The sequence below is a fragment of the Shewanella polaris genome (assembly GCF_006385555.1).
Lineage (GTDB): Bacteria > Pseudomonadota > Gammaproteobacteria > Enterobacterales > Shewanellaceae > Shewanella > Shewanella polaris.
In genome coordinates this window covers 2,644,185-2,670,500 of record NZ_CP041036.1, presented here as the reverse complement: position 1 = coordinate 2,670,500, position 26,316 = coordinate 2,644,185, and the positions used below count along the sequence as shown (strand labels likewise).

The 26,316-nt window shown below is 38.5% G+C and carries 25 protein-coding genes; 10 read left to right on the top strand and 15 right to left on the bottom strand.

Translation table 11 applies throughout. From position 1 onward, the window contains the following. Window positions 1-142: 142 nt before the first annotated feature. The 4 genes from FH971_RS11650 to ggt form a co-directional block, all read right to left on the bottom strand. Window positions 143-538 (bottom strand): type 2 periplasmic-binding domain-containing protein, encoded by a 396-nt coding sequence (locus tag FH971_RS11650; RefSeq protein WP_140234411.1) that lies wholly within the window; start codon window positions 536-538, stop codon window positions 143-145. Between the two features lie 11 nt (window positions 539-549). Then, on the bottom strand, window positions 550-1,773 hold the full coding sequence (locus FH971_RS11645) for a porin family protein (RefSeq protein WP_140234410.1): 1,224 nt from the start codon (window positions 1,771-1,773) through the stop codon (window positions 550-552). A 77-nt stretch (window positions 1,774-1,850) separates the two neighbouring features. Further along, the gene (locus FH971_RS11640) at window positions 1,851-3,467 is read right to left on the bottom strand and encodes a methyl-accepting chemotaxis protein (RefSeq protein ID WP_140234409.1); all 1,617 of its coding nucleotides are present in this window, start codon (window positions 3,465-3,467) and stop codon (window positions 1,851-1,853) included. Between the two features lie 440 nt (window positions 3,468-3,907). Next, window positions 3,908-5,659, bottom strand: a complete 1,752-nt coding sequence (gene ggt, locus FH971_RS11635; RefSeq protein ID WP_140234408.1) for a gamma-glutamyltransferase — start codon at window positions 5,657-5,659, stop codon at window positions 3,908-3,910. Between the two features lie 112 nt (window positions 5,660-5,771). On the opposite strand from ggt, the gene FH971_RS11630 reads away from it, so the two are divergent. Continuing rightward, the gene (locus tag FH971_RS11630) at window positions 5,772-6,956 is read left to right on the top strand and encodes a GNAT family N-acetyltransferase (protein WP_140234407.1); all 1,185 of its coding nucleotides are present in this window, start codon (window positions 5,772-5,774) and stop codon (window positions 6,954-6,956) included. 36 nt (window positions 6,957-6,992) lie between these two features. On the opposite strand, the gene FH971_RS11625 is transcribed toward FH971_RS11630, so the two are convergent. The 3 genes from FH971_RS11625 to FH971_RS11615 all read right to left on the bottom strand — a co-directional run bounded on the left by FH971_RS11625 (window position 6,993) and on the right by FH971_RS11615 (window position 9,986). Further along, the gene (locus tag FH971_RS11625) at window positions 6,993-7,610 is read right to left on the bottom strand and encodes a LysE family translocator (protein ID WP_137226857.1); all 618 of its coding nucleotides are present in this window, start codon (window positions 7,608-7,610) and stop codon (window positions 6,993-6,995) included. A gap of 103 nt (window positions 7,611-7,713) precedes the next feature. Next, on the bottom strand, window positions 7,714-8,754 hold the full coding sequence (gene hppD / locus FH971_RS11620) for a 4-hydroxyphenylpyruvate dioxygenase (RefSeq protein WP_137226858.1): 1,041 nt from the start codon (window positions 8,752-8,754) through the stop codon (window positions 7,714-7,716). A 71-nt stretch (window positions 8,755-8,825) separates the two neighbouring features. Beyond that, entirely contained in the window at window positions 8,826-9,986 is a 1,161-nt protein-coding gene (locus FH971_RS11615) for a homogentisate 1,2-dioxygenase (protein ID WP_140234406.1), read from the bottom strand. Window positions 9,987-10,204: 218 nt separating this feature from the next. On the opposite strand from FH971_RS11615, the gene FH971_RS11610 reads away from it, so the two are divergent. Together FH971_RS11610 and FH971_RS11605 are read left to right on the top strand one after the other, a co-directional pair. Further along, the gene (locus FH971_RS11610) at window positions 10,205-11,134 is read left to right on the top strand and encodes a LysR family transcriptional regulator (RefSeq protein WP_140234405.1); all 930 of its coding nucleotides are present in this window, start codon (window positions 10,205-10,207) and stop codon (window positions 11,132-11,134) included. A gap of 116 nt (window positions 11,135-11,250) precedes the next feature. Then, entirely contained in the window at window positions 11,251-12,039 is a 789-nt protein-coding gene (locus FH971_RS11605; protein ID WP_137226861.1) for a TIGR00266 family protein, read from the top strand. 110 nt (window positions 12,040-12,149) lie between these two features. On the opposite strand, the gene FH971_RS11600 is transcribed toward FH971_RS11605, so the two are convergent. Beyond that, window positions 12,150-12,563, bottom strand: coding sequence for a YccF domain-containing protein (locus FH971_RS11600; protein WP_137226862.1), 414 nt, complete (start codon window positions 12,561-12,563; stop codon window positions 12,150-12,152). Between the two features lie 197 nt (window positions 12,564-12,760). On the opposite strand from FH971_RS11600, the gene FH971_RS11595 reads away from it, so the two are divergent. Beyond that, window positions 12,761-13,738, top strand: a complete 978-nt coding sequence (locus FH971_RS11595; RefSeq protein ID WP_140234404.1) for a 1-aminocyclopropane-1-carboxylate deaminase/D-cysteine desulfhydrase — start codon at window positions 12,761-12,763, stop codon at window positions 13,736-13,738. 238 nt (window positions 13,739-13,976) lie between these two features. On the opposite strand, the gene FH971_RS20405 is transcribed toward FH971_RS11595, so the two are convergent. From FH971_RS20405 to FH971_RS11580, 4 genes are all read right to left on the bottom strand, one after another. After that, on the bottom strand, window positions 13,977-14,150 hold the full coding sequence (locus tag FH971_RS20405; protein ID WP_167496011.1) for a hypothetical protein: 174 nt from the start codon (window positions 14,148-14,150) through the stop codon (window positions 13,977-13,979). Between the two features lie 708 nt (window positions 14,151-14,858). Further along, window positions 14,859-15,554: a ChrR family anti-sigma-E factor gene (locus tag FH971_RS11590; RefSeq protein WP_140234403.1), complete on the bottom strand. Its 696-nt coding sequence runs from the start codon at window positions 15,552-15,554 to the stop codon at window positions 14,859-14,861. After that, window positions 15,547-16,209 carry a sigma-70 family RNA polymerase sigma factor gene (locus FH971_RS11585; protein ID WP_140234402.1) on the bottom strand — a complete coding sequence of 221 codons (663 nt, stop codon included), beginning with the start codon at window positions 16,207-16,209 and terminating at the stop codon, window positions 15,547-15,549. Before FH971_RS11585 ends, FH971_RS11590 begins: the two co-directional genes overlap by 8 nt. 169 nt (window positions 16,210-16,378) lie before the next feature. Continuing rightward, window positions 16,379-16,969, bottom strand: coding sequence for an LON peptidase substrate-binding domain-containing protein (locus FH971_RS11580; RefSeq protein WP_137226866.1), 591 nt, complete (start codon window positions 16,967-16,969; stop codon window positions 16,379-16,381). Window positions 16,970-17,464: 495 nt separating this feature from the next. Here FH971_RS11580 and FH971_RS11575 point away from each other — a divergent pair, with 495 nt between their 5' ends. After that, a complete protein-coding gene (locus FH971_RS11575) occupies window positions 17,465-18,406 on the top strand; it encodes a chemotaxis protein CheV (RefSeq protein WP_137226867.1) in 942 nt (313 codons plus the stop codon). 14 nt (window positions 18,407-18,420) lie between these two features. Here the strand turns inward: FH971_RS11575 and FH971_RS11570 are convergent, their stop codons facing one another. Both FH971_RS11570 and FH971_RS11565 read right to left on the bottom strand, forming a co-directional pair. Beyond that, window positions 18,421-19,083: a hypothetical protein gene (locus FH971_RS11570; protein ID WP_137226868.1), complete on the bottom strand. Its 663-nt coding sequence runs from the start codon at window positions 19,081-19,083 to the stop codon at window positions 18,421-18,423. Window positions 19,084-19,152: 69 nt separating this feature from the next. After that, entirely contained in the window at window positions 19,153-19,512 is a 360-nt protein-coding gene (locus FH971_RS11565) for a DUF2750 domain-containing protein (protein ID WP_137226869.1), read from the bottom strand. Window positions 19,513-19,752: 240 nt separating this feature from the next. On the opposite strand from FH971_RS11565, the gene FH971_RS11560 reads away from it, so the two are divergent. From FH971_RS11560 to FH971_RS11540, 5 genes are all read left to right on the top strand, one after another. Beyond that, complete coding sequence (locus FH971_RS11560; RefSeq protein ID WP_140234401.1) at window positions 19,753-21,054, top strand: lytic murein transglycosylase; 1,302 nt, start codon at window positions 19,753-19,755, stop codon at window positions 21,052-21,054. Window positions 21,055-21,140: 86 nt separating this feature from the next. Then, window positions 21,141-21,623 (top strand): FKBP-type peptidyl-prolyl cis-trans isomerase, encoded by a 483-nt coding sequence (locus FH971_RS11555; RefSeq protein WP_137226871.1) that lies wholly within the window; start codon window positions 21,141-21,143, stop codon window positions 21,621-21,623. A gap of 104 nt (window positions 21,624-21,727) precedes the next feature. After that, window positions 21,728-21,955, top strand: coding sequence for a DUF3389 domain-containing protein (locus FH971_RS11550; RefSeq protein ID WP_140234400.1), 228 nt, complete (start codon window positions 21,728-21,730; stop codon window positions 21,953-21,955). 191 nt (window positions 21,956-22,146) lie between these two features. Further along, window positions 22,147-22,815: an alpha/beta hydrolase gene (locus FH971_RS11545; RefSeq protein ID WP_137226873.1), complete on the top strand. Its 669-nt coding sequence runs from the start codon at window positions 22,147-22,149 to the stop codon at window positions 22,813-22,815. 492 nt (window positions 22,816-23,307) lie between these two features. After that, complete coding sequence (locus FH971_RS11540; protein WP_167496010.1) at window positions 23,308-25,230, top strand: bifunctional metallophosphatase/5'-nucleotidase; 1,923 nt, start codon at window positions 23,308-23,310, stop codon at window positions 25,228-25,230. A gap of 132 nt (window positions 25,231-25,362) precedes the next feature. Here FH971_RS11540 and FH971_RS11535 read toward each other — a convergent pair whose 3' ends face one another. After that, a complete protein-coding gene (locus FH971_RS11535; protein WP_140234398.1) occupies window positions 25,363-26,208 on the bottom strand; it encodes a D-hexose-6-phosphate mutarotase in 846 nt (281 codons plus the stop codon). Window positions 26,209-26,316 lie beyond the last annotated feature (108 nt).

Here is a 26,316-nt window from a genome sequence, read left to right as displayed (position 1 = left end):
TTTAATGTATATTTCCAGGATAAATTCTACCTATTTTTATTCACTATTTTGTGATTAGTTTGTAACAAAAAAAGCCGAGCAACCATTAGGTTGCTCGACTGATTAATAATACATTTATTGGTGTAATTAACACCGCATTATATTATGGCTTTAAAATGACCTTTACCGAAGCATCGACATCTGCCTCATCAATATAGCCAATAGCATTTGGATTAGTCGCAATTGCAGATTTCATTGCGCTTGCACCAGTAACAGTCGCTGGTGGAGTACCTTTACCAGTAAAAACTTGTTTAGACCAAAATGCTTTGAGCTGTGCATCTGACTTACCAGTGACAGCTTGATGAAATTCACTGCGAGTAGGATTACCTTCTTCTAATTCGTAAACTACGACTGAAGAATCACCTTTGCCTAAAAAGGCTTTTTTAGCATCATTTGCTGATAAATCACTAGCAGCAGGATTGCCAATTACAACGACAGCCGCATTAGCTGATACAACAGCTGATAGGCTTATAGCTAAAACAGTTAATAACTTCTTCATTGCTATACTCCTTAAAATACTGCATCGAATTTAACGGTGTAAACTAAGGTGTCATCATAGGCAAATTGGCCAGTAGATGAATCGTAGCCATTTGAACTTAGGCCCCCAGAAGTATCACCAAAGTCATCAGCGTAAGTGAGATCAAATTTAATCGCGACGTTATCGATAGCGTCCCAACGTAAACCTAAACTATATGCCGTACGTTCAACATTAAAGGCAATCATTTGTGTTGCGGCAGCAGTAGATAACGGTAAACGTTCATCATTGTCTTGTGTTTTGGTATAGGCAACAGTTACGTAAGGAGTAAATGCTTTAATACGGTAACCTAAAGTTAAATAACCTGAGTCGGTATCTGGAAAGGCATTATCAATTTCTTGGCGAGTCCATTCAGTTATTGCAATGACTTCACCATTGTCGTAACTTGCGCCAACACCAACGAATGATGCCGTTTCATCATCAAGTTCTAACACAGTGTAGTTAGCTTGAGTGATTACATTCGGTGCCAAAGTTACATCAACTTCATCGACAACAGGCCCATCTATCTGTGCTTGAGCATATACTGCACGTAGAGTCCAAGTTTCATCAGTCCAACTTACGTTAGCACCCATAAGGTTACTTAGTTCAACTGCTGAGTTTTTAATATCTGACTCACCACCAAAGGCTTGCATGGTTAATGTTGAGTCATCGTATTCAACATCGTATGACACACCAGCACCTGTATATGAAGAAAATGGGATTGAGCCATATACTTCTACTGGAGGACGGGAAAAGAGTTGTGCATAACCAACATCTAAATAGTCAGAATACATAAATAAAGGCACGCGTAATTTACCCGCGCGCACTTTAACACCGTTTTCGAAACGATGAGAAAGATATGCCCACTCAGCCTCAACTTCCCAATCGTATTGACCGCGCATCATTAACTGTAATACAGCTTGAGTGCTGTCAGTAATGTTAAAAGTGCCTTGAAAACCTAATTTACTGTCTTGATTGAAATCAGCACTAGTATCGGCTCCGTTGTAGCCAGCATCATTATCAGAGCTAATATAAGCTCCGCTAATAAAGCCATTAAAATTGAATTTATCGGCTAAATTGGCGTTTTGTTGCGACTGCAAAGTTTGTACTTGTTGCTCGAGTTTAGCTATTTTAGCATCAGCAGCTTCATCCGCTATCGCTAGGCTAGGGATCATAGCCATCGAAACAGCAACAGATAATACTTTTACATTAAATTGCATGGTGTTACTCCTTTATCATCATTCATACGCCCTTTGGGCTTATATTTTTGTTTTCGGTACTGCATTTACAATCAATCTCATACCTTAAATTGATTTGTAATTGATTGTAGCCTTTCACTTATATTTTGGATATCAACACTAATACCCCCCATATCAGCGGTTGTCGCCCTGACTTTTTGTGCACCACTTTCCATTTCGGTCACATATTGCTGGATCAAAACAGAAGTATTGTGTTGCTCTTCAGTAGCGGTGGCAATTTGGTCGTTTACTTCTGATATCGCACTCACTTTATGTGTAATACTTGTAAGGGCATCACCTGCCATAGAGGTTGATTTAACACCTTTATCCGCAGTTTTAATGCCTCGTTGCATAGCATCAACAGCTTGCTTTGAGGTCGTGGTTAATTCTTTAAGTACTTTTTGTATTTCTTGTGTCGATGTTTGTGTGCGAGAAGCTAATGTTCTTACTTCATCAGCAACTACGGCAAATCCACGACCATGTTCACCCGCTCTAGCTGCTTCAATGGCCGCATTTAAAGCCAATAAATTTGTTTGGTCTGCAATGCTGCTTATGCTCCCCAAAATATCGTTTACTTTATGGGTAAAAGCATCTAATTGGTTCACCACAACGGCTGTTGTTTGCACTTCATCAGCCAACTCTTTGATGGTATTTACCGCATCATTGACGATGACAAACCCTTTTTTTGCTTCTGTGTTGGCATTCTCTGCTTCCAATGCAGCACTCGATGCGTATTCAGCTATATGAGTCACACTGACAAACATTTCTTTCATAGCATGAGAAATCTGTTCGATAGCCGCATTTTGCTGAGTCACATTGACTTCACTTTGTTGACTGCCGTTAAGTAATGCACTGGCTACTTCATTTAAATGTTCTGTCGTGTGCTTAGTATCGGCAAAGGAAGATTGAAGTTTAGTAATAAATTGATTAAACCAATAAACAAGGTCAGCTATTTCATCTTTACCTTGGTATTTAATTCGTGAACGTAAGTCTCCTTCGCCTTCCGAAATGTTTCGTAATGACTGTGTCACATTGTCGATGGTACTGATAATAGATCGATTGACTAAAAGGCCCACGGCAATCATCACAACCGTAGCCACAATACCAATTAGCATTACACTGTTTTCTGCTTGTTCAGTACTGGCGATAGTGGTTTGTATTTGTTGTTCAAACTGCTTAGCTAATTCTTGTTTCTTTTGTGCAAATTGTTTTACTAAGGTTTGGTAGCGTTTAGCGTTATCAGCGGCTTGGATTTTTATTTTATTGAAATCGACATCATCTTTAATAAACTCAGCTGCTAGGCTTCTGGCATTATCATAATAAAGTGTAATATCGCGAACCCATTGTTGGGTATTATTAGCTTCAGTTGGCAGTAATATGGCTAACTCATTTAAGTTATCGGTAATTTTTTTAACCATCGTTTTCGCAACGTCTAAACTGTCTTCTTCACCAGTGGTTATTGCTGACTGAATTGTCTGATCTAATTGCAGTAATAACCCTTGGTTTATGGTCGCGAAATTAAGGGCTGGATATAACTGAGTTTGAAGTCCATTTAATCGTTGTGCATTATCTTCCCCTGTTTGATGGTTGATTATTAATGAAATAATAAATGACACAATAGCGACAAGTGTTAGTAGGGCAATTCTATGCCTGATTTTAAAATTAATTAGTTGCATGGGTCCTTTATTTATTTAAGTGTTGAATATTGATTATAATAACAGCTTCAATAATTACATAAAATTATTAATTATTACTTAATAGTGAATTAACTTAATCAAAGGGGTAATTATTCTGACAGTAAATATTTAAAAAACTAGCGCTGCGTTTTAAACAAAAAAATATCATTTGTCTTATTAGATTTTTTGCATGCAACCTCTTGATTTGCAGTTTATTATAAATCGATTATTTATTTTTAAATTCCGATTGATAATCTTGAACGTTTATTTGGTATTGTTACTCACAAGGTTTATACAAAATAATTCTTATTATAAAAAATTGATTTTAAATATCGATATCGGAAAAATAATAATTAAATTGTATGAATTATAAACAATAATGATAACGACTTTAGATAAATAAAAATCGTTATCATTCTATAATTGGCCGTTTACGAAGGTTAGTAGCCGATAGCAGCAGAACCTGAACGTCTTGGATCTGAAGCGCCAAAAAGGCCTTGTTCGGTCATCATTATTGATTGGGTACTACCAATGGCGTTTTGGACTTTAACTTTATGTCCTTTGGCTTCAAGTAATGAAATAGTATCTTGATTTAATGTGTGTTCTACCCAGATAAAATCAGGTAACCATTGATGATGCATTCGTGCCGCGGCTGTTGCTTCTGCAATATTGAGATGATGGTCGATAACATTCATAATCATTTGCAAAGTGATATTAATAATTCGCGAACCACCTGGACTACCTGTAACAATATATGGTTTGCCATCTTTCATTACCATAGTCGGACTCATTGAACTAAGAGGGCGCTTATTTCCTTCTACAGCATTAGCGTCACCACCAATTAAGCCGTAACCATTGGGGGTGCCGGGTTTAGCCGAAAAGTCGTCCATTTCATTATTTAATAAAATGCCAGTACCTTTAGCGACTAAGCCAGAACCATAACTGAAATTAAGGGTATAAGTGTTAGCAACTGCATTACCCCATTTATCGATAATCGAAAAGTGGGTGGTTTGATCGCTCTCATATGGTACCAGATTTCCAGGTTTGATTTCACTACTTGGTGTGGTTTTATTGATGGCGATTTTACTGGCAATATCTTTAGCATATTGTTTACTAATCAATTGTTTAACTGGCACGGTAACAAAATCTGGGTCACCTAAATACTCACTTCGATCTGCATAGGCATATTTCATTGTTTCGGCCATAAGATGCAAAGTGTTTGCGGTATTGTGGCCTAATTTATCAATGGGAAATTGCTCAAGTACATTGAGCATTTCGATAATATGAATACCACCTGAAGATGGCGGCGGCATCGATACCACTTCATAGCCTCGATAATTACCCCGTACCGGTTCGCGCTCAACGACTTTGTAGTTAGCTAAGTCTGTTAAACTCATTATGCCGCCAGCATTGTTAACTGCAGTCACTATTTTTTCAGCCGTTTCACCTTGATAAAACCCTTTACTGCCTTTTTGTGCAATTAACGATAATGAATGCGCTAATTCTGGCTGTTTAAGGATTTCATTAACTTGATAATCGCTTCCATCGGCATGATAGAAAACCTCTGCAGAACTAGGCCATTGGGTGATGCGTGGCTTAAGGCCACTAAGAGAATTTGACAAATCTGAGGTGACCGAAATACCATTTTTAGCTAATGTCATCGCAGGGGCGATAACTTGTTTCATGCTCATGGTGCCATATTGTGTTAACGCAAGCTCCATTCCCATGACGGTACCCGGAACGCCGACGGCTAAACCATGTTCACGGCTCAGTTTCTCTACGGCATTGCCTTGTTCATCAAGGAAGATATCTTTGTGTGCTTTAGCTGGTGCAGTTTCTCGGTAATCGATAGCAATGGTTTTATTTTGCTCGGCTAAATGCACTAGCATAAAACCACCTCCGCCAATATTACCCGCTCGAGGTAAGGTTACTGCTAGTGCGTATGCTACCGCTACGGCTGCATCGACTGCGTTACCACCTTGTTTTAAAATATCTACGCCAATTTGACTGGCTAATGCTTCTTGGCTTGAAACCATGCCATGCTTAGCATAGATTGGCTGAGCCGTTGCTGTTTCGCTGAAGATTGAAGTTTCATTTGCTTGGCTGTCAGCAATATGAAGCGCAGGATAACAAAGCGTGAGTGTTAATGCGGTGCTCAATAAAAGCGGTGTTAATTTAGGGAATCGTGTCACGATCAATCCTTGGTGTGTATTGAGAAGATACTTTGATAGAACATGCCACATGATAGCAATAATTGGTATGAGTTTTAACGCTTGAGTGTTAATTATTATAGGGTAGGTGTGGGTGGAACAAACACAAACGCAAGTGTATCAATATAAATTTGTTGATAGTATTAGCAATATAGATCTTTCAGTATGGAATACCTTTTTCGGGTCATCTCATCCTTTTACCCGGCATGAATATTTATCTGCTCTGGAAATGAGTCGCTGTGTTAGTGCTGAAACGGGCTGGACATCGATGCACCTTATGGTGATGGATGGTGATAATATTATTGCATTGATGCCCTTGTACCTTAAAAGTCATTCTTGGGGTGAATATGTTTTTGATTGGGCTTGGGCTGAAGCATATGAACGCCATAATATAGGCTATTACCCCAAGCTTGTGAGTAGTGTACCTTTCACTCCCACTTCTGGGCGGCGTATTGGCATTGACCCAAGATTACCAAAACACGATCAGCAATCCTTGATTGACGGTATTCAAACCTATCTATCACAAACTGTCGTAAAATATGGTTGGTCATCTTGGCATTGTTTATTTACCAATACCGAGCAACATCGACAGTTTGCACAAGCAGGGGTAATGGAGCGTGTTGGTTGTCAGTTTCATTGGCATAATCAAAATTATGCCGATTTTAATGACTTTCTGAGTACATTAACGTCACGTAAACGTAAAAATATTACTAAAGAGCGAATTTCTGCAAGGCAACAACTACAATTTCGATTTATTGATGGCGATAAGGCAAGTGCAGAGCAGTGGCAGAATTTTGTACGTTGTTATCAAAATACTTATTTAAAGCGGTCTGGTCATAAAGGGTATTTGTCGGCAGCATTCTTTGAGCAAATTGCAGCAACTATGGGCTCAATGATACGACTATTATTGATTGAAAATAGTGACGCACAATTAGTGGCATCTGCATTATATTTTGTTTCAGACACACATTTATATGGTCGCTATTGGGGAGCGTTAACTGAATGTGACCATGTCCATTTTGAAGCATGTTATTACCAAGGCATTGAGTTCGCTATCGCTAATCAATTAAGCGTTTTTGATGCGGGTGCACAAGGCGAACATAAAGTAGCGCGAGGATTTCGCCCGGTTAAAACTACCTCAAGTCATTTTATTGCTCATGAAGGCTTTAATGATGCTATCGGTGATTTTTGTAAACAAGAACAATCTCATAACGACATTTATATGCAACAAATGTGTGAACAACTACCGTATAAGTCAATTGATAATACAAAAACATAATATGGAGCAATTTACACATCCATTGCTCTTTAAGGGTTAGCTTAGTGCTAACCAAATACCAACCAAAATCATCAAGCTTCCGGCAATACGATTCATCCAGCGGATATTATCGCCACGGCTTAAAAATAACCGTAAGCTTTTACCGCCGCTAGCATAAGCCAGCATAGACACACTTTCGGTGATCATTATTATACCAAGCAAAACGGCGAGTTGTGGCCCGACGGCATTATCGACATTTATAAATGGTGGTAATAACGAAATCATAAAAGCCCACCCTTTAGGGTTGGCAATCGCGGTAATAAATCCTTGGCTGATTAAACTCATGCGGCTGGTTTTTACTTCAAGGCCAGTAATGATGGCCATTTTGCCTTTTGCGCGCCACATATTAATGCCAATGTAACCAAGGTATGCGCCACCTACCCATTTAAGAATATCAAAAACCTGTGGGTAATTTAGCATAATGCTGGCAACCCCAAGTACTGCTGCAATAGCGACCAAGGCCACGCCAACTAATTCGCCTAACATCATCCACAATGTTCTACGGACACCAATGCTCATGCCCAGGGTCATGGCTAATGTCATGCACATACCGGGGGTGATAGACACAAAAAAGAACGTTGGAATAAACACGGCGAGAACGGCGTAATCTGGCATTGGAAAGGTCTTTGATTAGAATGTAGATGGCAGAGTGTAAAGGCCTAAAATGATAAAAACCAGCATTTTGCTGGTTTTTCTGTATCACTTCGTGTCTATAAAATTACAGCACGCCGCGTTTCATTTGGTCGCGTTCAATCGATTCAAATAACGCAGTAAAGTTACCTTCGCCAAAGCCAAGGTTGTTTTTACGTTGAATGATTTCAATGAAGATTGGACCAAAAAGGTTTTTTGTGAAAATTTGCAATAAATATCCATCTTCATCACCATCAACCAAAATCTGGTGATGTTTGATACGGTCGTGATCTTCGGTCACCTGTGGCAACTTCTCGAAAATGGTGTCGTAATATTCTGGAATAATATCTAGAGTTTTGATTGACGTACCTTCCATTGCATCGAGTGAGGCCACAATATCACGACTTCTAAATGCGAGATGTTGAACGCCAGGGCCATTGTATTCGCCTAAGTATTCATCAATCTGATTTTTGTCATTGCCTTTACCTTCATTAATGGGGATACAGAAGCTGCCATCCGGTGAACGTAGTGCATAAGATACCAATGCGGTTTGTGCGCCGCTGATATCGAAATAACGCACTTCGGTAAAACCAAAAATGTCTTTATAAAAGTTAGCCCATTTTTCCATAGTGCCTTTGTAGACATTATTGGTTAAATGGTCGACTTCCATAAAGCCTTTCTCTGGCGTTACGATAGGTAGCTCTAAATCAACAAAGTCAGTTTGATAGATATTGTTTTGTTCACCAAAAATGTCAATAAAATAAATTAAGCTATCGCCGATACCGTAAATAGCTGGGTAGGGCATGTCTTTATTAGCATCATCGGCTGGTTTTGCACCACGGGCTACCGCTTCTTTAAAAGCAAACTGTGCATCCTCAACACGCCAGCCCATTGAACAAATAGCTGGACCATGAGATTTGGCAAATTCTGCAGAAAACCCTGCACGGCCTTTATTCAAAAGAAAGTTAATGTCGTTTTGTTTGTAGTAAACAATGTCATTATTTTTGGCTTTTTTTAACATCGAAAAGCCAAAATCGATGAATACTTGATGCATGTATTCAGTATCTGGACTAGCAAATTCTGTGAATTCAATGCCTAACAGGCCCAGTGGATTTAGTTCGCTTGCCATGTTGTTTTCCTTTATTTTTATGTCAACACGCCATCACTCTTAGGTGACTTGGGTTAGTTATAAATGTGGTCTTAGTTTTCTAACCAAGAGCGGTTGTAATCATTACTCATGCAATTTTTGACATGAGTGGTTAAATTCAGTGGGGCGAAGGTATCAACCATCACCGCATATTCGTATGTTTCGGTTTTGCCGATAGAGGCTTCTGTGCGACCAGGTTGAGGCCCATGCGGCACACCTTTTTGGTGTAATGTCATGTAGCCCGCTTCAATACCTGTTCTGCTCATAAAGTCACCATCGACGTAATACAGCACTTCATCGCTGTCGATGTTGTTGTGGTAATAAGGTGCAGGTATCGATTTAGGATGAAAATCGTATGGGCGTGGAACAAAGTTACAAATGACAAAATTGTGTGCAGTAAACACTAAATGCTCAGACGGTGGTAAATGAATTTTGCCAACTTTTGGCGCGTATTCACTGATGTTAAATGCCCAAGGATAGACGCAACCATCCCAGCCTACTAAGTCAAATGGATGCCATTGCAGTGTCATTTTTTGATAGCGCTCACCAAATTTACACATTAACGGAAACTCACCTTTTTCAACCACGGCATCAACCAAAGTTGGCGTACGAATGTCTCGTTCACAGTAAGGTGCGGATTCAAGCATTTGGCCGTATTCGTTTCTGAAATGCTTTGGCACTTCGACCATTGAAGATGATTCAATAACAAACAAGCGTACATTTTGATAATCGGTAAATTTAAGTTGGTACGTGGTCCCGCGTGGAATAATTAAGTAATCCCATTTATTGGTTTCAATGACACCGTATTCACTCAATAATTGGCCTTCACCCTCGTGAATAAACACCACTTCGTCAGCATAGGCATTTCGATAAAATTCATTGGTGTCTTCAGTCACCTTAGCCGTGTACATGGCGACATCATTATTGAAAAATATTTTATTTCGGGCGCTAAAAAAGTTGCCTTGGCAGTCGGCTTGGCGAGAGTCTAATTTGTAATTTTGAATTAAAGAGTCTTGCCATTGCTCACCATGAGATAACGAGTAAGGTTGAACGTCTATCGCTTTGGTTGGCATATTATGATGATATTTATTGGAATAAATATTGGAAAAACCATGGGTTGAAAATAATTCTTCACGGTACAACTCGCCATTGTCTTTTTCGAAGGCAATGTGGCGTTTGGTCGGGATTTGACCTTGCTTAACATAGAATGGCATGTGATTGTCCTATGGTGAATCGACTGCGAATGTCGTGGCGTTTATGTTATTTATTGTTATGGCCTAATCGCATTAGGTAACCAATATGTGATCTAACTAACAATTTAGTGGTAAAGATCAACAAAAAAAAGAATAATAAATAACTCAACTTAATCAATTTTTTAGATAGTTGTGTTAACTTTACGTTTGTGTATTGATAATGAGACAGCGGAAATTTTATGCGGATAGATATAGATGCCTTTAATGTATTGCAAGTGCTTGTTGAAGAAGGAAGTTTTTCAAAAGCTTCAGAGCGATTACACAAGGCACAATCGGCGGTAAGCTATCAGGTAAAAAAACTGGAACAACATCTCGGCGTGACATTATTTAATCGAGATCATTATCGAGCAGAATTAACACCGGAAGGTAAGGTGATTTTGGCTGAAGGACAACGCTTATTACAGCATTTAGCCAATATTGAACATCTTGCAAGTCGCTTTAGTCAGGGGTGGGAACCTAAGCTTGAGTTAGTGATAGACGGTGCTTTGCCGATGGAACCAATTATGACCGCCCTTAAGCGAATGTCTGAACATAATATTCCTACTAAAATTCAACTCAATATGGAGTTTTTAGGCGGAGTGCAACATCGCTTTGAGCGTGAGCAAGCAGACTTAATGTTAGTCAAAGATTACCGTACTGGCCCCTCGTATCATCCTAAAGCTCTGCCAAGCATTACCAGTGTGCTGGTGGCATCATCACAACATCCATTAAGTCAGTTAAAAGCCATTAGTTTGCCTGAGTTACAGCATCATGTTGAGTTAACCATTGAAGACTCATCTCCAGGTAAACGTGACCGAGATGAAATGCAATTCGGTGGAGACAAAGTATTCTATCTTTCAGGTTTTATTATGAAGAAAAATGCGTTGTTAAAAGGATTAGGTTTTGGCTGGATGCCTGATTTTTTAATCTCCGAAGAGCTAGCCATTGGAGAATTAATCGCAATCGATTTTATTGGCGGCAACCGATTTAGTTTTACGCCACAATTAGTATCAACTTTAGAGCGTCCGCTTGGACGAGCAGGGCAGTTGTTTACCGAACTGATTTTAGAAGAGTTTGCACAATATCAACAGCAACAACAATCAGGATTAAGTGGTGCTGGATTGGGTTAACATTGCCTGCTAAAGCAACTATTTAACCGAATACAACAACGACTTCAATCGCGTTTACTCCAATTGGTTGTTGTCGTTATTAGCGTCATTATTATATTTATTTGAAGGAGCAAAAGATGACCAAAAAATGTCACGAAGTAGATTACGAAATCATTGGTTCAAGTATGCAACTAGTGGAAGTGGAACTCGACCCCAATGAGTCGGTGATTGCAGAAGCGGGTGCGATGACTTATATCGAAGAAGATATTTGTTTTGAAGCCAAAATGGGTGATGGATCTGAGCCTGAATCTGGTTTTTTTGGCAAGTTACTTGGCGCCGGTAAACGGGCTATTTCGGGTGAAGGCATTTTTATGACTCACTTTAGTAATGAAGGTCAACTTAAACGCAAAGTGGCATTTGCCGCGCCATTCCCTGGTACCATTTTGGCAATTGATTTATCCGAGCATCAAGGCGAACTTATCTGCCAAAAAGACAGCTTTTTAGCGGCTGCATTGGGTACTCAAGTTAGTATGAAATTTAATAAACGTTTAGGTACTGGTTTTTTTGGTGGTGAAGGTTTTATTTTGCAAAGCTTAAAAGGTGACGGTATGGCGTTTGTCCATGCAGGCGGCACTTTAATTAAAAAAGAGCTTCGGGGTGAAACATTGCGGGTCGACACTGGTTGCTTAGTGGGTTTTACCCCAGGAATAGATTATGACATTCAACGTGCAGGTTCATTAAAATCAATGGTTTTTGGCGGCGAAGGTTTGTTTCTTGCGACCTTACAAGGCCATGGTACGGTGTGGTTACAAAGCTTACCGTTTTCTCGAATGGCTGACAGAATTATTGCTCATGCACCTTCTAGTGGCGGTAAAGACCAAGGTGAAGGTTCTGTCCTTGGCGGCATAGGCCGAATGATTAACTAATTTTATTTTGCCATAGCGAAGACATTAAGAATTAGTTTTTAATAAAAAAGCCGACAACATAAAGTTGTCGGCTTTTTTATAAGATTTACATTATAAGATTAACACTATTCTTAATAGGTCGGTTTGGCAATAACGGTTTGACCAATAGGGGTTAAACTTAATAAGGCCAGCTTCATGTGTTGTATCGCAAAAGGAATACCTATAATGGTGATAAAGCAAGCCAATGCATGCACTAAGTGACCAATGGCCAACCAGATCCCAAAGAATAAAAACCACACAATGTTACCCACTAAGCCCAATGTACCCGTGCCAATGTCTTCTTCACCAGAAACGTGTTTACGGTTAACTGTTTCTTGTCCAAATGGCCAAAAAGCCAATTCGCCAATAACAAAACATGCACGACCAAATGGGATACCTATGATACTAATAAAGCATAATGCTCCTACAAACCACCAAGCGAGGCCCATAACAAATCCGCCCATTAAAAACCAAGCAATATTAAAGATTAAGCGTAAAAGTGACATTTTCATTCCTATCAGTAGTCAATATTGATTAATATATAGCGATATCCATGCCATGTTTTTAAGATATTGATTTTATGCATTAAAGTATGGTTTTACCTACTCGATTTTCTTTGGTAGTTATCATTAATACAAATGAATCGATGAAATTTGTCATTTTTTAGTTAAAATGCTCATATTACAGTTGATTGAGACAATGCATGTTTTCGATAAGCCCAGTACAGCCAATGAACTTTGGCAGACAGATTATCTATGTCAAACGGGATGATTTATTACATCCTGATTTTAGTGGTAATAAAGCACGTAAGTTTTATCATTTTTTACATCATGATTACTCACATGTTACTCAGTTAGTGGCTTCTGGATCAGCGCAGGCTAATTCATTATATTCAATGTCAGTACTTGCTAATCAGCAGGGCTGGACGTTTAATTATTATGTTAGTCATATCAGTGATTTCTTATTGCAAAACCCACAGGGTAATTATGCTGCCGCGATACAAAATGGCGCTAATATTATTGATATTGGAAATTTGGCTTATGCAGAAAATCTTGCTGGTATGCATTTAAACGATGCGATGAACTATATTGTGTCATCAGATCCCATCTACGCTGATAAAAAGCATTTATTGTATATTCCAGAAGGTGGACGTTGTCAGTATGCTGAAACTGGGATCGCGCAACTGGCTGCTGAAATAATTCAATGGGCACAAGAACAACAGAAAAATAAGCTAATGGTATTTTTACCGTCTGGTACGGGGACTACTGCAGCATATTTAAATAAGCAATTAATTCAACAGCTCGCTCAATTATCAATAGTGGATGTATTTACTATAGAGGTCATAACTTGCAGTACTGTCGGGGGTGATGAATATTTACGTCAACAATTCTCAGAGTTAGTTGACGAAATATATTATCCAAAAATTATTAATGATGGTCATAAATATCATTTTGGAAAATTATCACGACGTTGTTTTGATATGTGGGAAACAGTATGTCAGTCAGGAATTGAATTTGAATTATTGTACGATCCCGTTGGATTTTTAGTGTTACAACATTATTTAAATGAGAATGCTAACAGCGCAACAGAAATTTTATATATACATCAGGGTGGGGTGTTAGGAAATAAAACAATGTTACCTAGATACCAACGAAAGTTTTCTCGGATAGTACAAACTTAGAATGAATGTTGGAAAGGTACACTACTTTTAAGTGGTTGATAAATTTGTGTTTAAGGTGTGTTTAAGGTGTTTTTGAGGTGTTATTTGAGAGTTAATACTGAGGAATTATTTAAGATTATGTTGATGAGTAAATTCATTTTACTCTGTTTTAATAAACATCCGGTAATTGAGAGGAGAATACCGAGAAATGAGTTTATTAAATAACAGAGTAAATGATTAACGCAAAGCGTTAGGGATCTTACTTATTGGCAGAGATTAACCATTTCATGAAGTTGATTGCTTCAATGCGCTTTGAAAATGTTTTTTTGTTTTTACCAAGGCTGTCGGTAAAAGCAATTGAGTTTTTATTTGACGAAATAGAATTAACTGGAAAGTTAACTGAAATATCGTGTCCATTCATGTTGTATGACATTGGTCACACTCCTTCTTGTATATTCACCATTTGGTGAGAAAATTGTTCAATAAAATATCCTTGGCATTTTTTAGTGTTGCAAAAGATTAATGTTTCGAGATTTAACTTAACCTATCTTTTACTCACTAATCAAGTGTTGTGATGTAAATAGTTGATTAAGGTTTATTTTATGTTAGCAACATTGATGTTACTTCATAACCTTAAGATACTTGATACACACTGAGCACTTAATTTTGTAAGTTGAACATAGTTTTATGACAGCAAGATTACGTGGGTATAACTTAAATCACCAACATAATTAATTGAAAATCAAAAACGATGTACAGAAGCTTGTCTTGGGTTTATTTACGAAGTGAAGTTGAGCAGACTTACAGGTAGGTAACCAAAATTAACAAGAAAACTAAATCTGTGTGGATAATATACTGAGTGTTTGCATATGGCAATAGTCTTTTTCAAATTTTAAGCAAATAAATACTGTTTTAGATCAAAATATGTCTCGGTGTGATTCATATCACTAATAAAGACAGTCAATCGGGATGCTATTTATGCACATACAGAGTAAAAAATTAACACGGATGATGAAGTCTTGATCATCCGTGCTCAAAGGTCATGGGTTAACGCTATAAGCTATGCCAACGACTCAATTAATCAACCAGTTCTAATTCGTCAATACTTAACTGCAATTTATTACGTTAATTAAGCTAATGGCTAATACAGTAAATCGCCAATTGGATTGAGTAACTTACTGAATCCTTTAGTGAAGTATAAAGGCGCATCAACTATGGTGTAACACAAACACCCTTCAAGTGTTTTAGGTGAATGTTGATGCTCTTTATCAAGCAACATAAAATCACCAGGTTTATAAGTGTTATAACAATCACTGAATTCTCCAGCGAGTAGCAAGGTGAGTTCAGCCCCTTTGTGGGTATGTTCAGGAATTTCACCATTGGCAGCTATGTGTAACAAGCTTGCTCTTGCTTGTGGTTCTCCTGTATCGAGTCTTAAACGACTGACTTTGCCAATACCTTGCCACGATGCATTAATTTGTTTGCGAAATACCCGAGGTAGCGGGTAATGCTGACCTTTGATATTGACACTGTTATCTTTACTTTTTTCTTCACTATGTTTATCTGTATTAGGTTGCTCAATGTCTAACGTATCTAGGGTTGAACTCAATAATTGATTAAGTAATGCATCTAATTGGAGATCATTAATGTTGTCTGATTCAGGCATTGTGACCGAGTCAAATTGTTGTACAGACATCGCAATGGTCATCTGATCAAGTTGCTGTTGGCAATGTGAGCAAAATTCGGCGTGGGCAGAAATCGCAATCGACATTGATAACGGCAATTCACCTTTTGCATGGAGAGACAGCAGATGCTGATCTGGGTGGTAATTAATCATAGTGTTTCTCCATAAAGCTTTTTAATTTTTCCAAACCTAGTCTAAGTCGAGACTTAACCGTGCCAATAGGAATATCAAGTTTGTCTGCTAATTCTTGTTGCGTTAGCTCTTGCATGTAAATACCTTGTACTACTTGGCGTTGTAGTGGTGGTAATTCTTTTACGTGTTGCAATAATGTCGAGGATAGTAAGAAATCATCATCTTTGTTTTCAGCTTCATCAGACTCAAATAATGGCCAAATATCATCACCAAATGAATCTTCGCGGTTATGTTGTACTTTACGAAGCATGTCAAAACATTGATTACGCATAATGGTAAATACCCAAGTACTTACCGCGGCTTTATCGGCATTGTAAAGGTGTGCTTTGGTCCAAACTCGTGTCATCGTCTCTTGAACTAAATCTACGGCTAAACCTTGCTGGCTTAGGCGCTGAACGCCAAAAGAATTAATTTTGGGGCCAAAATGCGAAAAAAGTTTTGCAAAAGATGTTTTGCATCGATGGTTAGCCACTTGCATCATTAATGCTGCAAGTTCATCTGCCATTGGATTAGGTTCTTTTGATTTCATAGCACCGTTTCGTTTAATTAGGGATCTTTGTGCAAGATGACCCTTATCATAACGATTTTGTGCGCTTTGTAATTGAACATTTTCCATTATTTCACTCGCATTCAATAAATAAGTCATTGAGCATAAGTAATTTTGTCATTTATGCCGTGGCTAATCTCTGCTAAAACCTGATCTAAATTCTTTTAAAAAATAGTTAAAACAAGTTCGATTGGTTAGTTTATACGTGACATTCTTGTGTTCGGATCACTGCTGAGTATTATTTTATAATATCGATTAACAATGATTTAGCTAATTGATGGTCATGACTATTTATACACTGGTATTTTTCTTTTGAACTCAATGGGATAATTTCAAGCCAACGCTGACATACCCAAGAAATATCATTAAAGTTTTCTTCAGTATAATGAGCGAGGTGTTGTGGATATTGTTGTAAAATTTGCTTCAATGTATTGCTAAGCACCTTATCTTTTTTATGCTCAATTGATGCTATTTGTGACTGCGATGTTTGTGGTTCAATGATATCGCTCGGCCAAGTGTCGATTAAACTAACGTCAGCACGCTTTAAACCGTCTGGTTCTATGGTGATTTGATCAATAGTGAAAGCTTGTTGCCCCTGAACACTGATACCGAGTAAACCGTCTTCAAGCGTTTCAAAGTCAATAATTTTAGTCAGTGTGCCTATGGGTAAAATGGTTTTATTATCGTCGGCCAACATGCATAAACCAAATCCAGTATCACTTTTGAGTGATTCAGACACCAATCGTTTGTATCTAGGTTCAAAAATACGTAATTGAGTATATCCCTGTGGTAATAAGCAGATGGTTAAAGGAAATAGTGGGATAAGCATAACTGCCTCTGTATGAATGTAATCAAATAATCTGAAGTGTTATACGTTCACAAGCGGATTATCGATCACCTTGTGCTGCAGTCTATACACCCAAAATCAGATTTTCAGGATCTACAACCCAAACAGATAATCTGATCATATCGTTGTCAGTTTCAGCATTAATGACAGCTGTTGTTGGCAATTTCCTTCTGTATAGATCGTAACCTGGAATGTTGAGTATTTTATCAATTAGCTGCTTAAGTGTTGTTTTGATAAGAGAGTTGAACCAATTGGAGTCTCTATCCTTGTAGAAGCAAAACAAATACACAGATGTGTAAAAATATATGTAAAGTGCTATTTTGCTGACTATTTTGCTGACTATTTTGCTGATATTTTTATTTTTTGTGGCATAAGTCTTGGTTCGACACTGATAATTAATATTTTTTTAGTATAATCAGCTTTATTATTGTCAATACAGCTTTGATATTGCTGGTTTGTTTTAGGTGGAACTCATTCATGAGAAAAGTACTCGATACGGTTGATCAAAGAACTAAGTTAGTGGGCGAGAATCGTTTAGAACTATTGTTATTTCGCATTAACTCAACCCAGTTGTTTGCCATTAATGTATTTAAGGTAAAAGAAGTGGTTAAGTTACCGCCGTTAAGTTCCTTACCAGGCAGTAATCATAATATCTATGGTGTGGCTAATATTCGCGGCATATCAATTCCAGTAATCAATTTACGAGAAGCAATAGGCTTTTCGCCGATGCCTGTAACAGAAGACAGTAACTTGATTATTACCGAATACAATCGCAGCGTGCAGGGTTTTCTAGTCGGTAAAGTCGAGAATATTGTTAATATGACGTGGAGCGATATTATGCCGCCACCTAAATCGGCTGGAGGGCATAATTATTTAACGGCGATAACTCGTATTGAAGAAGAAGGACAAGCACGGTTAGTGTCTATCATTGATGTTGAAAAAGTGTTAGCAGAAATCATTGATTATGATGTGAAGATATCTGATGGTGTACTTGATGAATCACTTATCTCTTATATGCCTGGTCGTAAAATCCTCATCGTTGATGACTCTTCCACTGCTCGCAAACAAGTCAGAGACACATTGAGTCAGCTTGGACTTGAAATTATTGAAGCATCTGATGGGTTGCAAGCATTACGATTATTGCAATCGTGGGCAGATGAAGGCCGAGATGTTACAGATGAATTATTAATGATGATTACCGATGCTGAAATGCCAGAAATGGATGGCTATAAGCTGACATCAGAAGTACGTCATGACCCTCGAATGGCGAAGCTATATATTACTCTCAATACCTCTTTAAGTGGAAGTTTCAATCAAGCAATGGTGGAAAAGGTTGGTTGTGATAAATTTATCTCTAAATTCCAACCTGATTTATTAGTGGGTGTAGTCCAAGAGCGTTTGCGTACTATTCTTGGCTAGACGTTGCTGAGTTTTTAGGGCTTTTCTTGGTCCATATCTTCGATTAGCTCATCAAGAATTTGTCGCTGATGCCCAGGAGTAATACCGATATTGATCCGAGCTATTTTTACGGCATGACCAAATTTTGCTTTGCCGAGTAAGGTAATCAACCGCTGTAAAAAACCACTGTCTAAAGACAATGTTTGGCTATAGTGACTAATGGCTTTTGTTAATGAAGTAAACAAAATACCGTCAAATTCAAAACCAGTTTGATATTGACTGACATCGCCTGCTATTTCGCCCTCGAGTAATACTCCATCAAGACTGAGAGGCCATCCCTGTGCATTGATTCTGCCTTGGGCTATTTGATACATCATCCAAGCACTTTTTTTGAAACCACCAAAAATCATACAATCAAATTCTGACTCTTCGAGTTCTTGTTTGGTCCAGTTAATGCCAATGGCTAAGTCTTTACGATATAGATGCATTAAATTGTCTTTGACCGCATCTCGACAATCCCAAATAGAGGTCAGCAGATTCTTTTTGGCTAACATATGGCATTCTTTACAAGCAGGAATACCTAAAGAGGGATGGGGGGTATGAGTCATTCTATAGTAATCAAAAATATGATTACTGGGTTCGTTACAAAACCAACATATGTGGCGTTTGTCAAAAGGAATATCAATCAGTGTAGGCATAGGCACTATAATATCAAAAAGCTGTTCAATGGCTGAACAGCTTAAGTAGTAAGATCAAATTAGTAATGATTATTCTTTTTCGAAATCAACTAATTCTTTGGCTAATACGATAGGATCAACCTCTTGGCATTCTTGATCAGCTTCCCAATCAACGCCAATTAATACGCCATCATCATTTAAATCACTTACCCAGTATTCTAAAAAGTCGGTGAGTGTAATCGTCACCGCTTTGTAGTCAGCCCATTCATCAGTGCAGTGGCTTGTTGCAGCTGCTTCGCTTGACCAAAGTGGCATAACATCAGTTTCTTCAAATTCAGATGAGTCGCATACAACCCAACCTTCACCAGTTTCATCCTGTAAGCCCCATAAGACTTGGTGTTGTTTTACGTTTTCGATAAAGCTTGTTGGTGCTGCTGTCTGTTCAGTCATGATAAATCGCTTAAATGAGTGAGAATTAGTTTCATTATACGGACTCAATGAATAAGGAAAAGGCTTAATTAATGACAATTTTGTTTAATAAGATTTTAGCTGGGTAATTTAGCAGCATTTTTATTTTTAATGATGTATTTAGCATAAATAAACAGGGATTAATGTTACTAGCTCTTGTTTCCTGATGGGCGATGAGTCACGATATTCATCATTCATTTTGTCTTAATTAAGTGTTGTTTCATGACCAGAAAAAGCCGTGTTGCTGTATTTGTTGCTTCAATCATTTTATCTTGCACGGTGTTGAGTGCTTGTGCTGCTTCGGCGGCTCCTGCGACATCAACCCCTACAACGACTCTAACATCAACGCCGATACCCAAGGCTGCTGCTTTGGTCAAGATCGCCGACCCCATAATACCGACAGAAAGTTTTGCCCAATGTGTGGTGCGATTACAACAAAAAGCCAGGGATGCAGGGATTTCACAACACATTATAGATACTACGGTAGCAAACTTAAAATATGTCCCTCGAGTCATTGAGCTAGATAATCAACAGCCAGAGTTTACCACCACTTTTGGGGATTACTTTGATAAACGTGTGACCCCTTGGCGAGTCGAGCAAGGCCGAAAATTAATGGCTAAACATCATCAATTGCTAAGCCAATTAACCAAAGAATATGGCGTTCCTGGTCAGTATATTGTTGCTTTTTGGGGGCTTGAAACTAATTTTGGTGGTTACAAAGGCAGTATGCCAGTACTTAATTCACTTGCTACTTTGGCGTGCGACCCACGCAGAAGTGATTATTTTACTGGAGAACTATTACAAGCATTAAAATTGAAACAACAATACCAATTTGCTGACAGTAAAATGGTTGGTTCTTGGGCTGGCGCTATGGGCCACACTCAATTTATGCCAACTAACTATCGAAAATATGCCGTTGATGGTGATGGTGATGGTATTGCCGATTTATGGAACAGTGAGGTGGATGCATTAACCTCAGCAGCAAATTTTCTACAACACTTAGGTTGGAAAGCGGATGAACGGTGGGGGCGTGAAGTACTGTTGCCTGCTCATTATTCATTTGCTTATTTAGGCGGTAAGCAACCGTTGCCATTAGTGAAATGGCGTGAGCTGGATATAAAGAAATCCAATGGGCAACCACTTTCTACACCAGACATGCAGGCGGCATTGTATTTACCTGCTGGGCATACCGGACCTGCTTTCTTAGGATATGACAACTTTAACGTGATCATGCGTTGGAATCGTTCAGAATTTTATGCCATTGCAGTAGGGCATTTAGCCGACCGAATCAACGGTGGTGCAGCACTCACTCGTGCGGTACCTAAACAACCAAGATTAAGCCGGGAAATAGTAACGCAATTACAACAAAAGCTAAATAATGCAGGATTTGATGTAGGTAAGCCAGATGGTATTTTGGGCCGTAATTCAGTGTTAGGTTTACAAGCCTTTCAAAAGCAAAATGGGCTTATTGCAGACGGTTTCCCCGATCAACAAACATTTACTGCGTTAGGTATCAAACTATGATGCTCTCTAGTTAATGGGTACTTTTTTGTGGATGCATAAGCAGGCTTTTGTTAAGCTTCGGCAAATTTTTGAGTTAAGGAACAATAATGAGCATTAAAGACGATATGATAGTGCAGTTTAATTACACGCTACGTGATGAAAAAGGCGATGTGATTGAATCAAATGAAGGTCGTGAGCCGATTGCATATTTGCATGGTCATGACAACATGATGCCTGGTATCGAAGCTGCTATTAATGGTAAAGAAATCGGCGACAAGTTTACCATTACTCCTCCAGCAGCCGACACCTATGGTGAACGTCAAGCTGACGCTGAACAACGCGTATCAGTGAAACATCTTGTGGGCGCAAAGGTATGGAAACCTGGCATGGCAGCCGTTGTGAATACTGAGGAAGGCCAACGTCAAGTCACCATCATCAAAGTGGGTAAATTTATGGCAACGGTAGATGTTAATCATCCTCTATCGGGTCGTGAGTTAACATTCGATATTGAAGTTGTCGGTGCTCGTGATGCCTCTGATGAAGAAATTGCCCATGGTCATGCCCATGGTGCAGGCGGTCATCACCACTAATCTGTTTGATTGAACGACGGTTAATATTAATTAGAGCCGTAGTTTAGTTGATGTGTAAATCCCAAGTTTATACTTGGGATTTTTTGTTTCTATAGTGAGTTATTATGGTTATCGATTTTTCATTGGGTAAAATTATTGTCACTGTTCATGAGATTCAGTGCCGATTTCATGATAGTCAATTGGTGCTTGCTGCATCAGTGGATGATATTAGTTGTTTTCATCAAGGTTTAGTGGTTGTTGCAGATGCTGGCACAGTAAGATGGAGCCTCAAGCTTGATAATCCGGAGCAATTAGAAGCGTTACTTGATGTCACAGGGATACATGCACAATAACTGTTTGTATTAAGTTTATATGAACCAACCAATCTAACAAAGTATATTTAGGCTATAACCGTGCTAATCAAATAAAAGGCCATTAAATTAGGTTTTTTGTTTGGTTAAAGAGCGTGAATAGTTCGATGTTAAAAATCAATTAACGTAAGATAACCAATAATATTGTTACTGTATTGATAGGATTGATGAATATGTCTACTCCGTTAGAAAAAATAGTGGTTGAACCACAATTAGCTGCTACTTCTTGTGTGATTTGGTTACATGGCTTAGGTGATTCTGGCGCGGGTTTTGCCCCTGTTGTGCCAGCATTAGGCCTCAATAGCCAGCATAGTATTCGCTTTATATTTCCCCACGCACCAGAACAAGCGGTGACAATAAATGGCGGTTTTGTGATGCGGTCATGGTATGACATTAAAAGCATGGATTTGCATGACCGTGCAGATCTACAAGGTGTTATGGCCTCAGAAAAAGCAATCCAGCAGTTAATTCTTGAACAAATAAACAGTGGTATCCCTGCAAATAAAATTATTTTGGCTGGGTTTAGCCAAGGTGGAGTCATGAGTTTGTTCACTGGATTGCGTTTTGATCAACAGCTTGCAGGCATCATGGCGCTTTCTTGTTATTTACCCGGTGGTGACAAATTACCTGAGCATCTTGCAGAGGCCAATCGTACGACGCCAATATTACAACATCACGGTGAGCAAGATGATGTTGTGCCGTTATATGCAGGCAAAATGGCAAATGATGCCCTCAATGCAGCGGGTTACAGTACCATTTGGAAAACCTTTCCGATGGCGCACAGTGTTTTACCTAATCAATTGACCGAAATAGGTCAATGGTTACAGCAAGTATTACGTTGATGTTAATTTAATGGCTGTTGGTAAAGCTTTTGTTGTTTTACTTAGAAAACAATCAGCCTTTTGGGTGCTTTAAGTAAATATCTATATAAATTTAATGGTTTAGTTGTTTAAATTCCGCTAAACCATTTTTTTAGTAGTTTAAACCTCACCCTGAACGTGTCACTGTTTTTAAATAAAGATAATGCGTGTTGTAACTGCTTGTTAGTATTAAATTAAATGTCACATTTTGTTATAAATTCGTCACATATCCCCGCTATATTTTGCTATTATCTAGCCGGTAAAAATGAGAGTCTCTAATTTTCGGGATAATGTTTGCAGTTGCTTATGGTTAATTTAGATCATGGTTTTGTTGATACAGTGTCTTTGTTTTTTTGTATTAAACCTCCTTCTTTAACCAAAAACTATTTTATCTCAAACAAATAATTAAACTCGAAAGTAAAGCTGATTCATATCAAGCAAAAATAATAAATTATCTAAATAATGGGGTCTTACATGAACAAAACGATGTATAAAGGTTTACTGGCAACGGCTATTATTGTTGCATTAACAGGCTGCAACAGTAGTGATGATGATGCTACCGTTAACATTGACACGTTTAACTTACGCATTGCACATATCAACGATACTCATTCGAGTTTTGATCCAACATCATTAGATTTTACCGCCCAAGTTAATTCTGAAGATATGAGTATTAACACTGATGTTGGTGGTTATCCACGTGTTGCTACAGCATTAAACAATGCTAGAACGATGGCTGCTGATGAAAATAAGCCTTTCCTCGCTTTACACGGTGGTGACGCTTTCCAGGGTTCACTTTATTTTAACGTCTTAAAAGGTGCTGGAAATGCCACTTTATTGCGTGAAATGAACCTTGATGCAATGACGATTGGTAACCACGAGTTTGACCTTGGTGATGGTCCGTTGATTGAATTTGTTAATAAGGTTAACTTTCCTCTTCTCGCTGCTAACTTAGATACTAGTGCAGACTCTCAAATGTCTGGTGTGACTAATATTAAGCCTTACATTATTAAAGAATACGGTGACGTTAAAGTTGGTATTTTCGGTTTAGTATTAGAAGACATGAAGTCGATTTCTTCTCCAGGTGAAGATTTAGTTTTCAATGGTGAAGTGGTAACTGCTCAAGCCACAGTTGATGCGTTAAATGAGATGGGCGTGGATAAAGTTGTGATGGTAAGTCACATCGGCTTAGATAGAGATATCCGCATTGCTGAAAGTGTTAACGGTGTAGACGTCATTGTTGGTGGTCACTCTCATACGCTATTAGGTGACTTCACTAATATTGGTAGAGGCATGGGTTCAAGCATTGCAAGTTATGCAGAGATGATTACTAATCCTAACGGCACTTCTAAAACATGTATCGTACAAGCTGGCGAGGTTGCTCAAGCTGTTGGCCAAGCAGATATTACTTTTGAAGATGGTGATGTGACAGTTTGTCAAGGTAATAACACCCTGTTAATTGGCGATAACTTTACGCACGAATATGTCGAGGATACAAGTGAGTCATTGACTGAAGCTGATCAAAGTGCTGTAGAAGCCTTTGTTGCTGAGCAAGATAATATTGCCATTACTGAAGAAGATGCTTTACTGCGCAGTATTATCGATATCGACTACAAACCACTTATTGAACAGTTTGAAGGTAAAGTGATCGGTCAAGTATTTGATGCCAACGATCCAGTTGATACTGGTATGTTAGATCATGTGCGCCAGCCAGGTGTTAAACGTAACGGCGCTTCATTACCGGTTACGGGATCAGAAGCAGGTGCCCATGTTGCAGCATCTATGGTTTGGAAGCTAAATCAACATGGTTATGGTGTTGATATGGCTATTACAAACACTGGTGGTGTGCGTAATGATATTAAAAATGATGAAAATGGTGATTTAACTGCAGGTTATATTATTGGTTCACTTTTATATTTCAGTAATGAGTTAGCTATTGTTGAGTTGAAAGGTAGCGATGTGACTCAACTGCTAGAAGATACCATTAATTACTCATTGACTACTTCTTCAGGTTCATTCCCAACATTTGCTAATGTGGAATTTACTTTCAATGGTAAAGCCGTTGCTGGTGAACAAATTGAAGACTTACATATATGCCCTAACGGTGTAGCTGCTGGTAGTTGTACCGATATTGATCCTGATATGACTTACAAGATTTCTACCAATGCTTATATTGCTGGTGGTAAAGATGGTTATGATATTTTTGACACTAAGAAGCTTTCTCCTGTTATTAAGTCTGGCTTTATTGATAACGAATCTATGATTGAATATGTAGAAGCGTTAACTCTGGCTGGACAGAAATTAGAAGAAATCCCAACAGGTTTAACTTTCATTGCACCAACTAGCTTTGAAGCTAATCTTGATAATCCAGTGTTTAAACCAGAAGATAATCAATAATATAAAATCATGTAAAACTTGAAATGGATTAATTAAAAATTAATCTTAGAAAGTGACAAAGGCAGCTTAGGCTGCCTTTTCTATGGTTGTGTTTTATCGTTATGACTGCGTATATCACTCGATTAAGTGTTTTTATTTCCAGCCAATATGAGTTGTTAATGTATGGCTTTGCCCTGGAGCCATTACCACACAGTCTTCCCGCACATTAGCTGCTTCTAAGCACACCATGGTTAAGTAATCTTCAGCGTTAAACCGAGATAAACGCGTTGATTTTTCAATCCAAGGATTCCATAACACCGAAGATTGGCTGTTTTCACGGCTAACCACAATAGTGCCATTGGGTGTATGTAACTCCTGAGTATGACCTAATTGGGTATACACTCTATCAGTCTCTTGCTTAAAAGTGATTACATCATCATGTTGTTTGAAAGGGCCTTCACCAAATTCAATGTATGCAGAGTCACTAAAACCACTGACGTTAAGTTGGTGAATATCTTCGATGGGGAAGTAGCTGTGTAATGCTTGGGTAAGCTTTATGTCATAATCTGCGTTGTTAGTATTCACTATGCTTACCGATAAGCTTTCGCCTAAGGTAAATAACACTTTTATTTGGCTATCGTGAGGCCAATAATTCTTATCGATTTCACTGGCAGGTAGAGTGAAAATTAAATCAACGAGTTCATTACGCATATTAACGGATTCAAGCACCCAAATTTTATTGCGGGCAAAACCATGTTGTGGAAATCCTTTGGTATCACTCATGCCAAACCAAGGCCAGCAGATGGGTATTCCACCTCTAATGCCATTACCCGGTTGGTAATCATCGGCACTTGACACCCATAACAGCGGTGCTTTACCTACAGGAGTAAATTGATCTATTTGCGCCCCCTGCATAAAAATTCTAGCTTGGCAGAGTGCTGTATCTATATCGACATAATCAAGACCATTGGGATGTCTTTTAGTGGTAACCGAACCCATAATGTGTGTCCTTGTGTATTTTAATTCCAGTCATTAGCTTATAAATTTTGGATCGAGTCTGTCACTCATCAAATGGATACTGTTCGATGGGTTGACCCAAGCTTTGGT

What these genes read in the sequence shown, in the direction of transcription:
- FH971_RS11625 (WP_137226857.1), bottom strand. Translation starts at nt 7,610, where the DNA reads ATGCCAGATTACGCCGTTCTCGCCGTGTTTATTCCAACGTTCTTTTTT.
- FH971_RS11585 (WP_140234402.1), bottom strand. Translation starts at nt 16,209, where the DNA reads ATGGAAAATGTTCAATTACAAAGCGCACAAAATCGTTATGATAAGGGT.
- FH971_RS11575 (WP_137226867.1), top strand. Translation starts at nt 17,465, where the DNA reads ATGAGAAAAGTACTCGATACGGTTGATCAAAGAACTAAGTTAGTGGGC.
- FH971_RS11650 (WP_140234411.1), bottom strand. Translation starts at nt 538, where the DNA reads ATGAAGAAGTTATTAACTGTTTTAGCTATAAGCCTATCAGCTGTTGTA.
- FH971_RS11555 (WP_137226871.1), top strand. Translation starts at nt 21,141, where the DNA reads ATGAGCATTAAAGACGATATGATAGTGCAGTTTAATTACACGCTACGT.
- FH971_RS11590 (WP_140234403.1), bottom strand. Translation starts at nt 15,554, where the DNA reads ATGATTAATTACCACCCAGATCAGCATCTGCTGTCTCTCCATGCAAAA.
- FH971_RS11600 (WP_137226862.1), bottom strand. Translation starts at nt 12,563, where the DNA reads ATGTCACTTTTACGCTTAATCTTTAATATTGCTTGGTTTTTAATGGGC.
- FH971_RS20405 (WP_167496011.1), bottom strand. Translation starts at nt 14,150, where the DNA reads ATGTCATACAACATGAATGGACACGATATTTCAGTTAACTTTCCAGTT.
- hppD (WP_137226858.1), bottom strand. Translation starts at nt 8,754, where the DNA reads ATGGCAAGCGAACTAAATCCACTGGGCCTGTTAGGCATTGAATTCACA.
- FH971_RS11540 (WP_167496010.1), top strand. Translation starts at nt 23,308, where the DNA reads ATGAACAAAACGATGTATAAAGGTTTACTGGCAACGGCTATTATTGTT.
- FH971_RS11560 (WP_140234401.1), top strand. Translation starts at nt 19,753, where the DNA reads ATGACCAGAAAAAGCCGTGTTGCTGTATTTGTTGCTTCAATCATTTTA.
- FH971_RS11595 (WP_140234404.1), top strand. Translation starts at nt 12,761, where the DNA reads ATGTTTTCGATAAGCCCAGTACAGCCAATGAACTTTGGCAGACAGATT.
- FH971_RS11570 (WP_137226868.1), bottom strand. Translation starts at nt 19,083, where the DNA reads ATGCCTACACTGATTGATATTCCTTTTGACAAACGCCACATATGTTGG.
- FH971_RS11615 (WP_140234406.1), bottom strand. Translation starts at nt 9,986, where the DNA reads ATGCCATTCTATGTTAAGCAAGGTCAAATCCCGACCAAACGCCACATT.
- FH971_RS11565 (WP_137226869.1), bottom strand. Translation starts at nt 19,512, where the DNA reads ATGACTGAACAGACAGCAGCACCAACAAGCTTTATCGAAAACGTAAAA.
- FH971_RS11610 (WP_140234405.1), top strand. Translation starts at nt 10,205, where the DNA reads ATGCGGATAGATATAGATGCCTTTAATGTATTGCAAGTGCTTGTTGAA.
- FH971_RS11645 (WP_140234410.1), bottom strand. Translation starts at nt 1,773, where the DNA reads ATGCAATTTAATGTAAAAGTATTATCTGTTGCTGTTTCGATGGCTATG.
- FH971_RS11550 (WP_140234400.1), top strand. Translation starts at nt 21,728, where the DNA reads ATGGTTATCGATTTTTCATTGGGTAAAATTATTGTCACTGTTCATGAG.
- FH971_RS11545 (WP_137226873.1), top strand. Translation starts at nt 22,147, where the DNA reads ATGTCTACTCCGTTAGAAAAAATAGTGGTTGAACCACAATTAGCTGCT.
- FH971_RS11535 (WP_140234398.1), bottom strand. Translation starts at nt 26,208, where the DNA reads ATGGGTTCGGTTACCACTAAAAGACATCCCAATGGTCTTGATTATGTC.
- FH971_RS11640 (WP_140234409.1), bottom strand. Translation starts at nt 3,467, where the DNA reads ATGCAACTAATTAATTTTAAAATCAGGCATAGAATTGCCCTACTAACA.
- FH971_RS11605 (WP_137226861.1), top strand. Translation starts at nt 11,251, where the DNA reads ATGACCAAAAAATGTCACGAAGTAGATTACGAAATCATTGGTTCAAGT.
- FH971_RS11580 (WP_137226866.1), bottom strand. Translation starts at nt 16,969, where the DNA reads ATGCTTATCCCACTATTTCCTTTAACCATCTGCTTATTACCACAGGGA.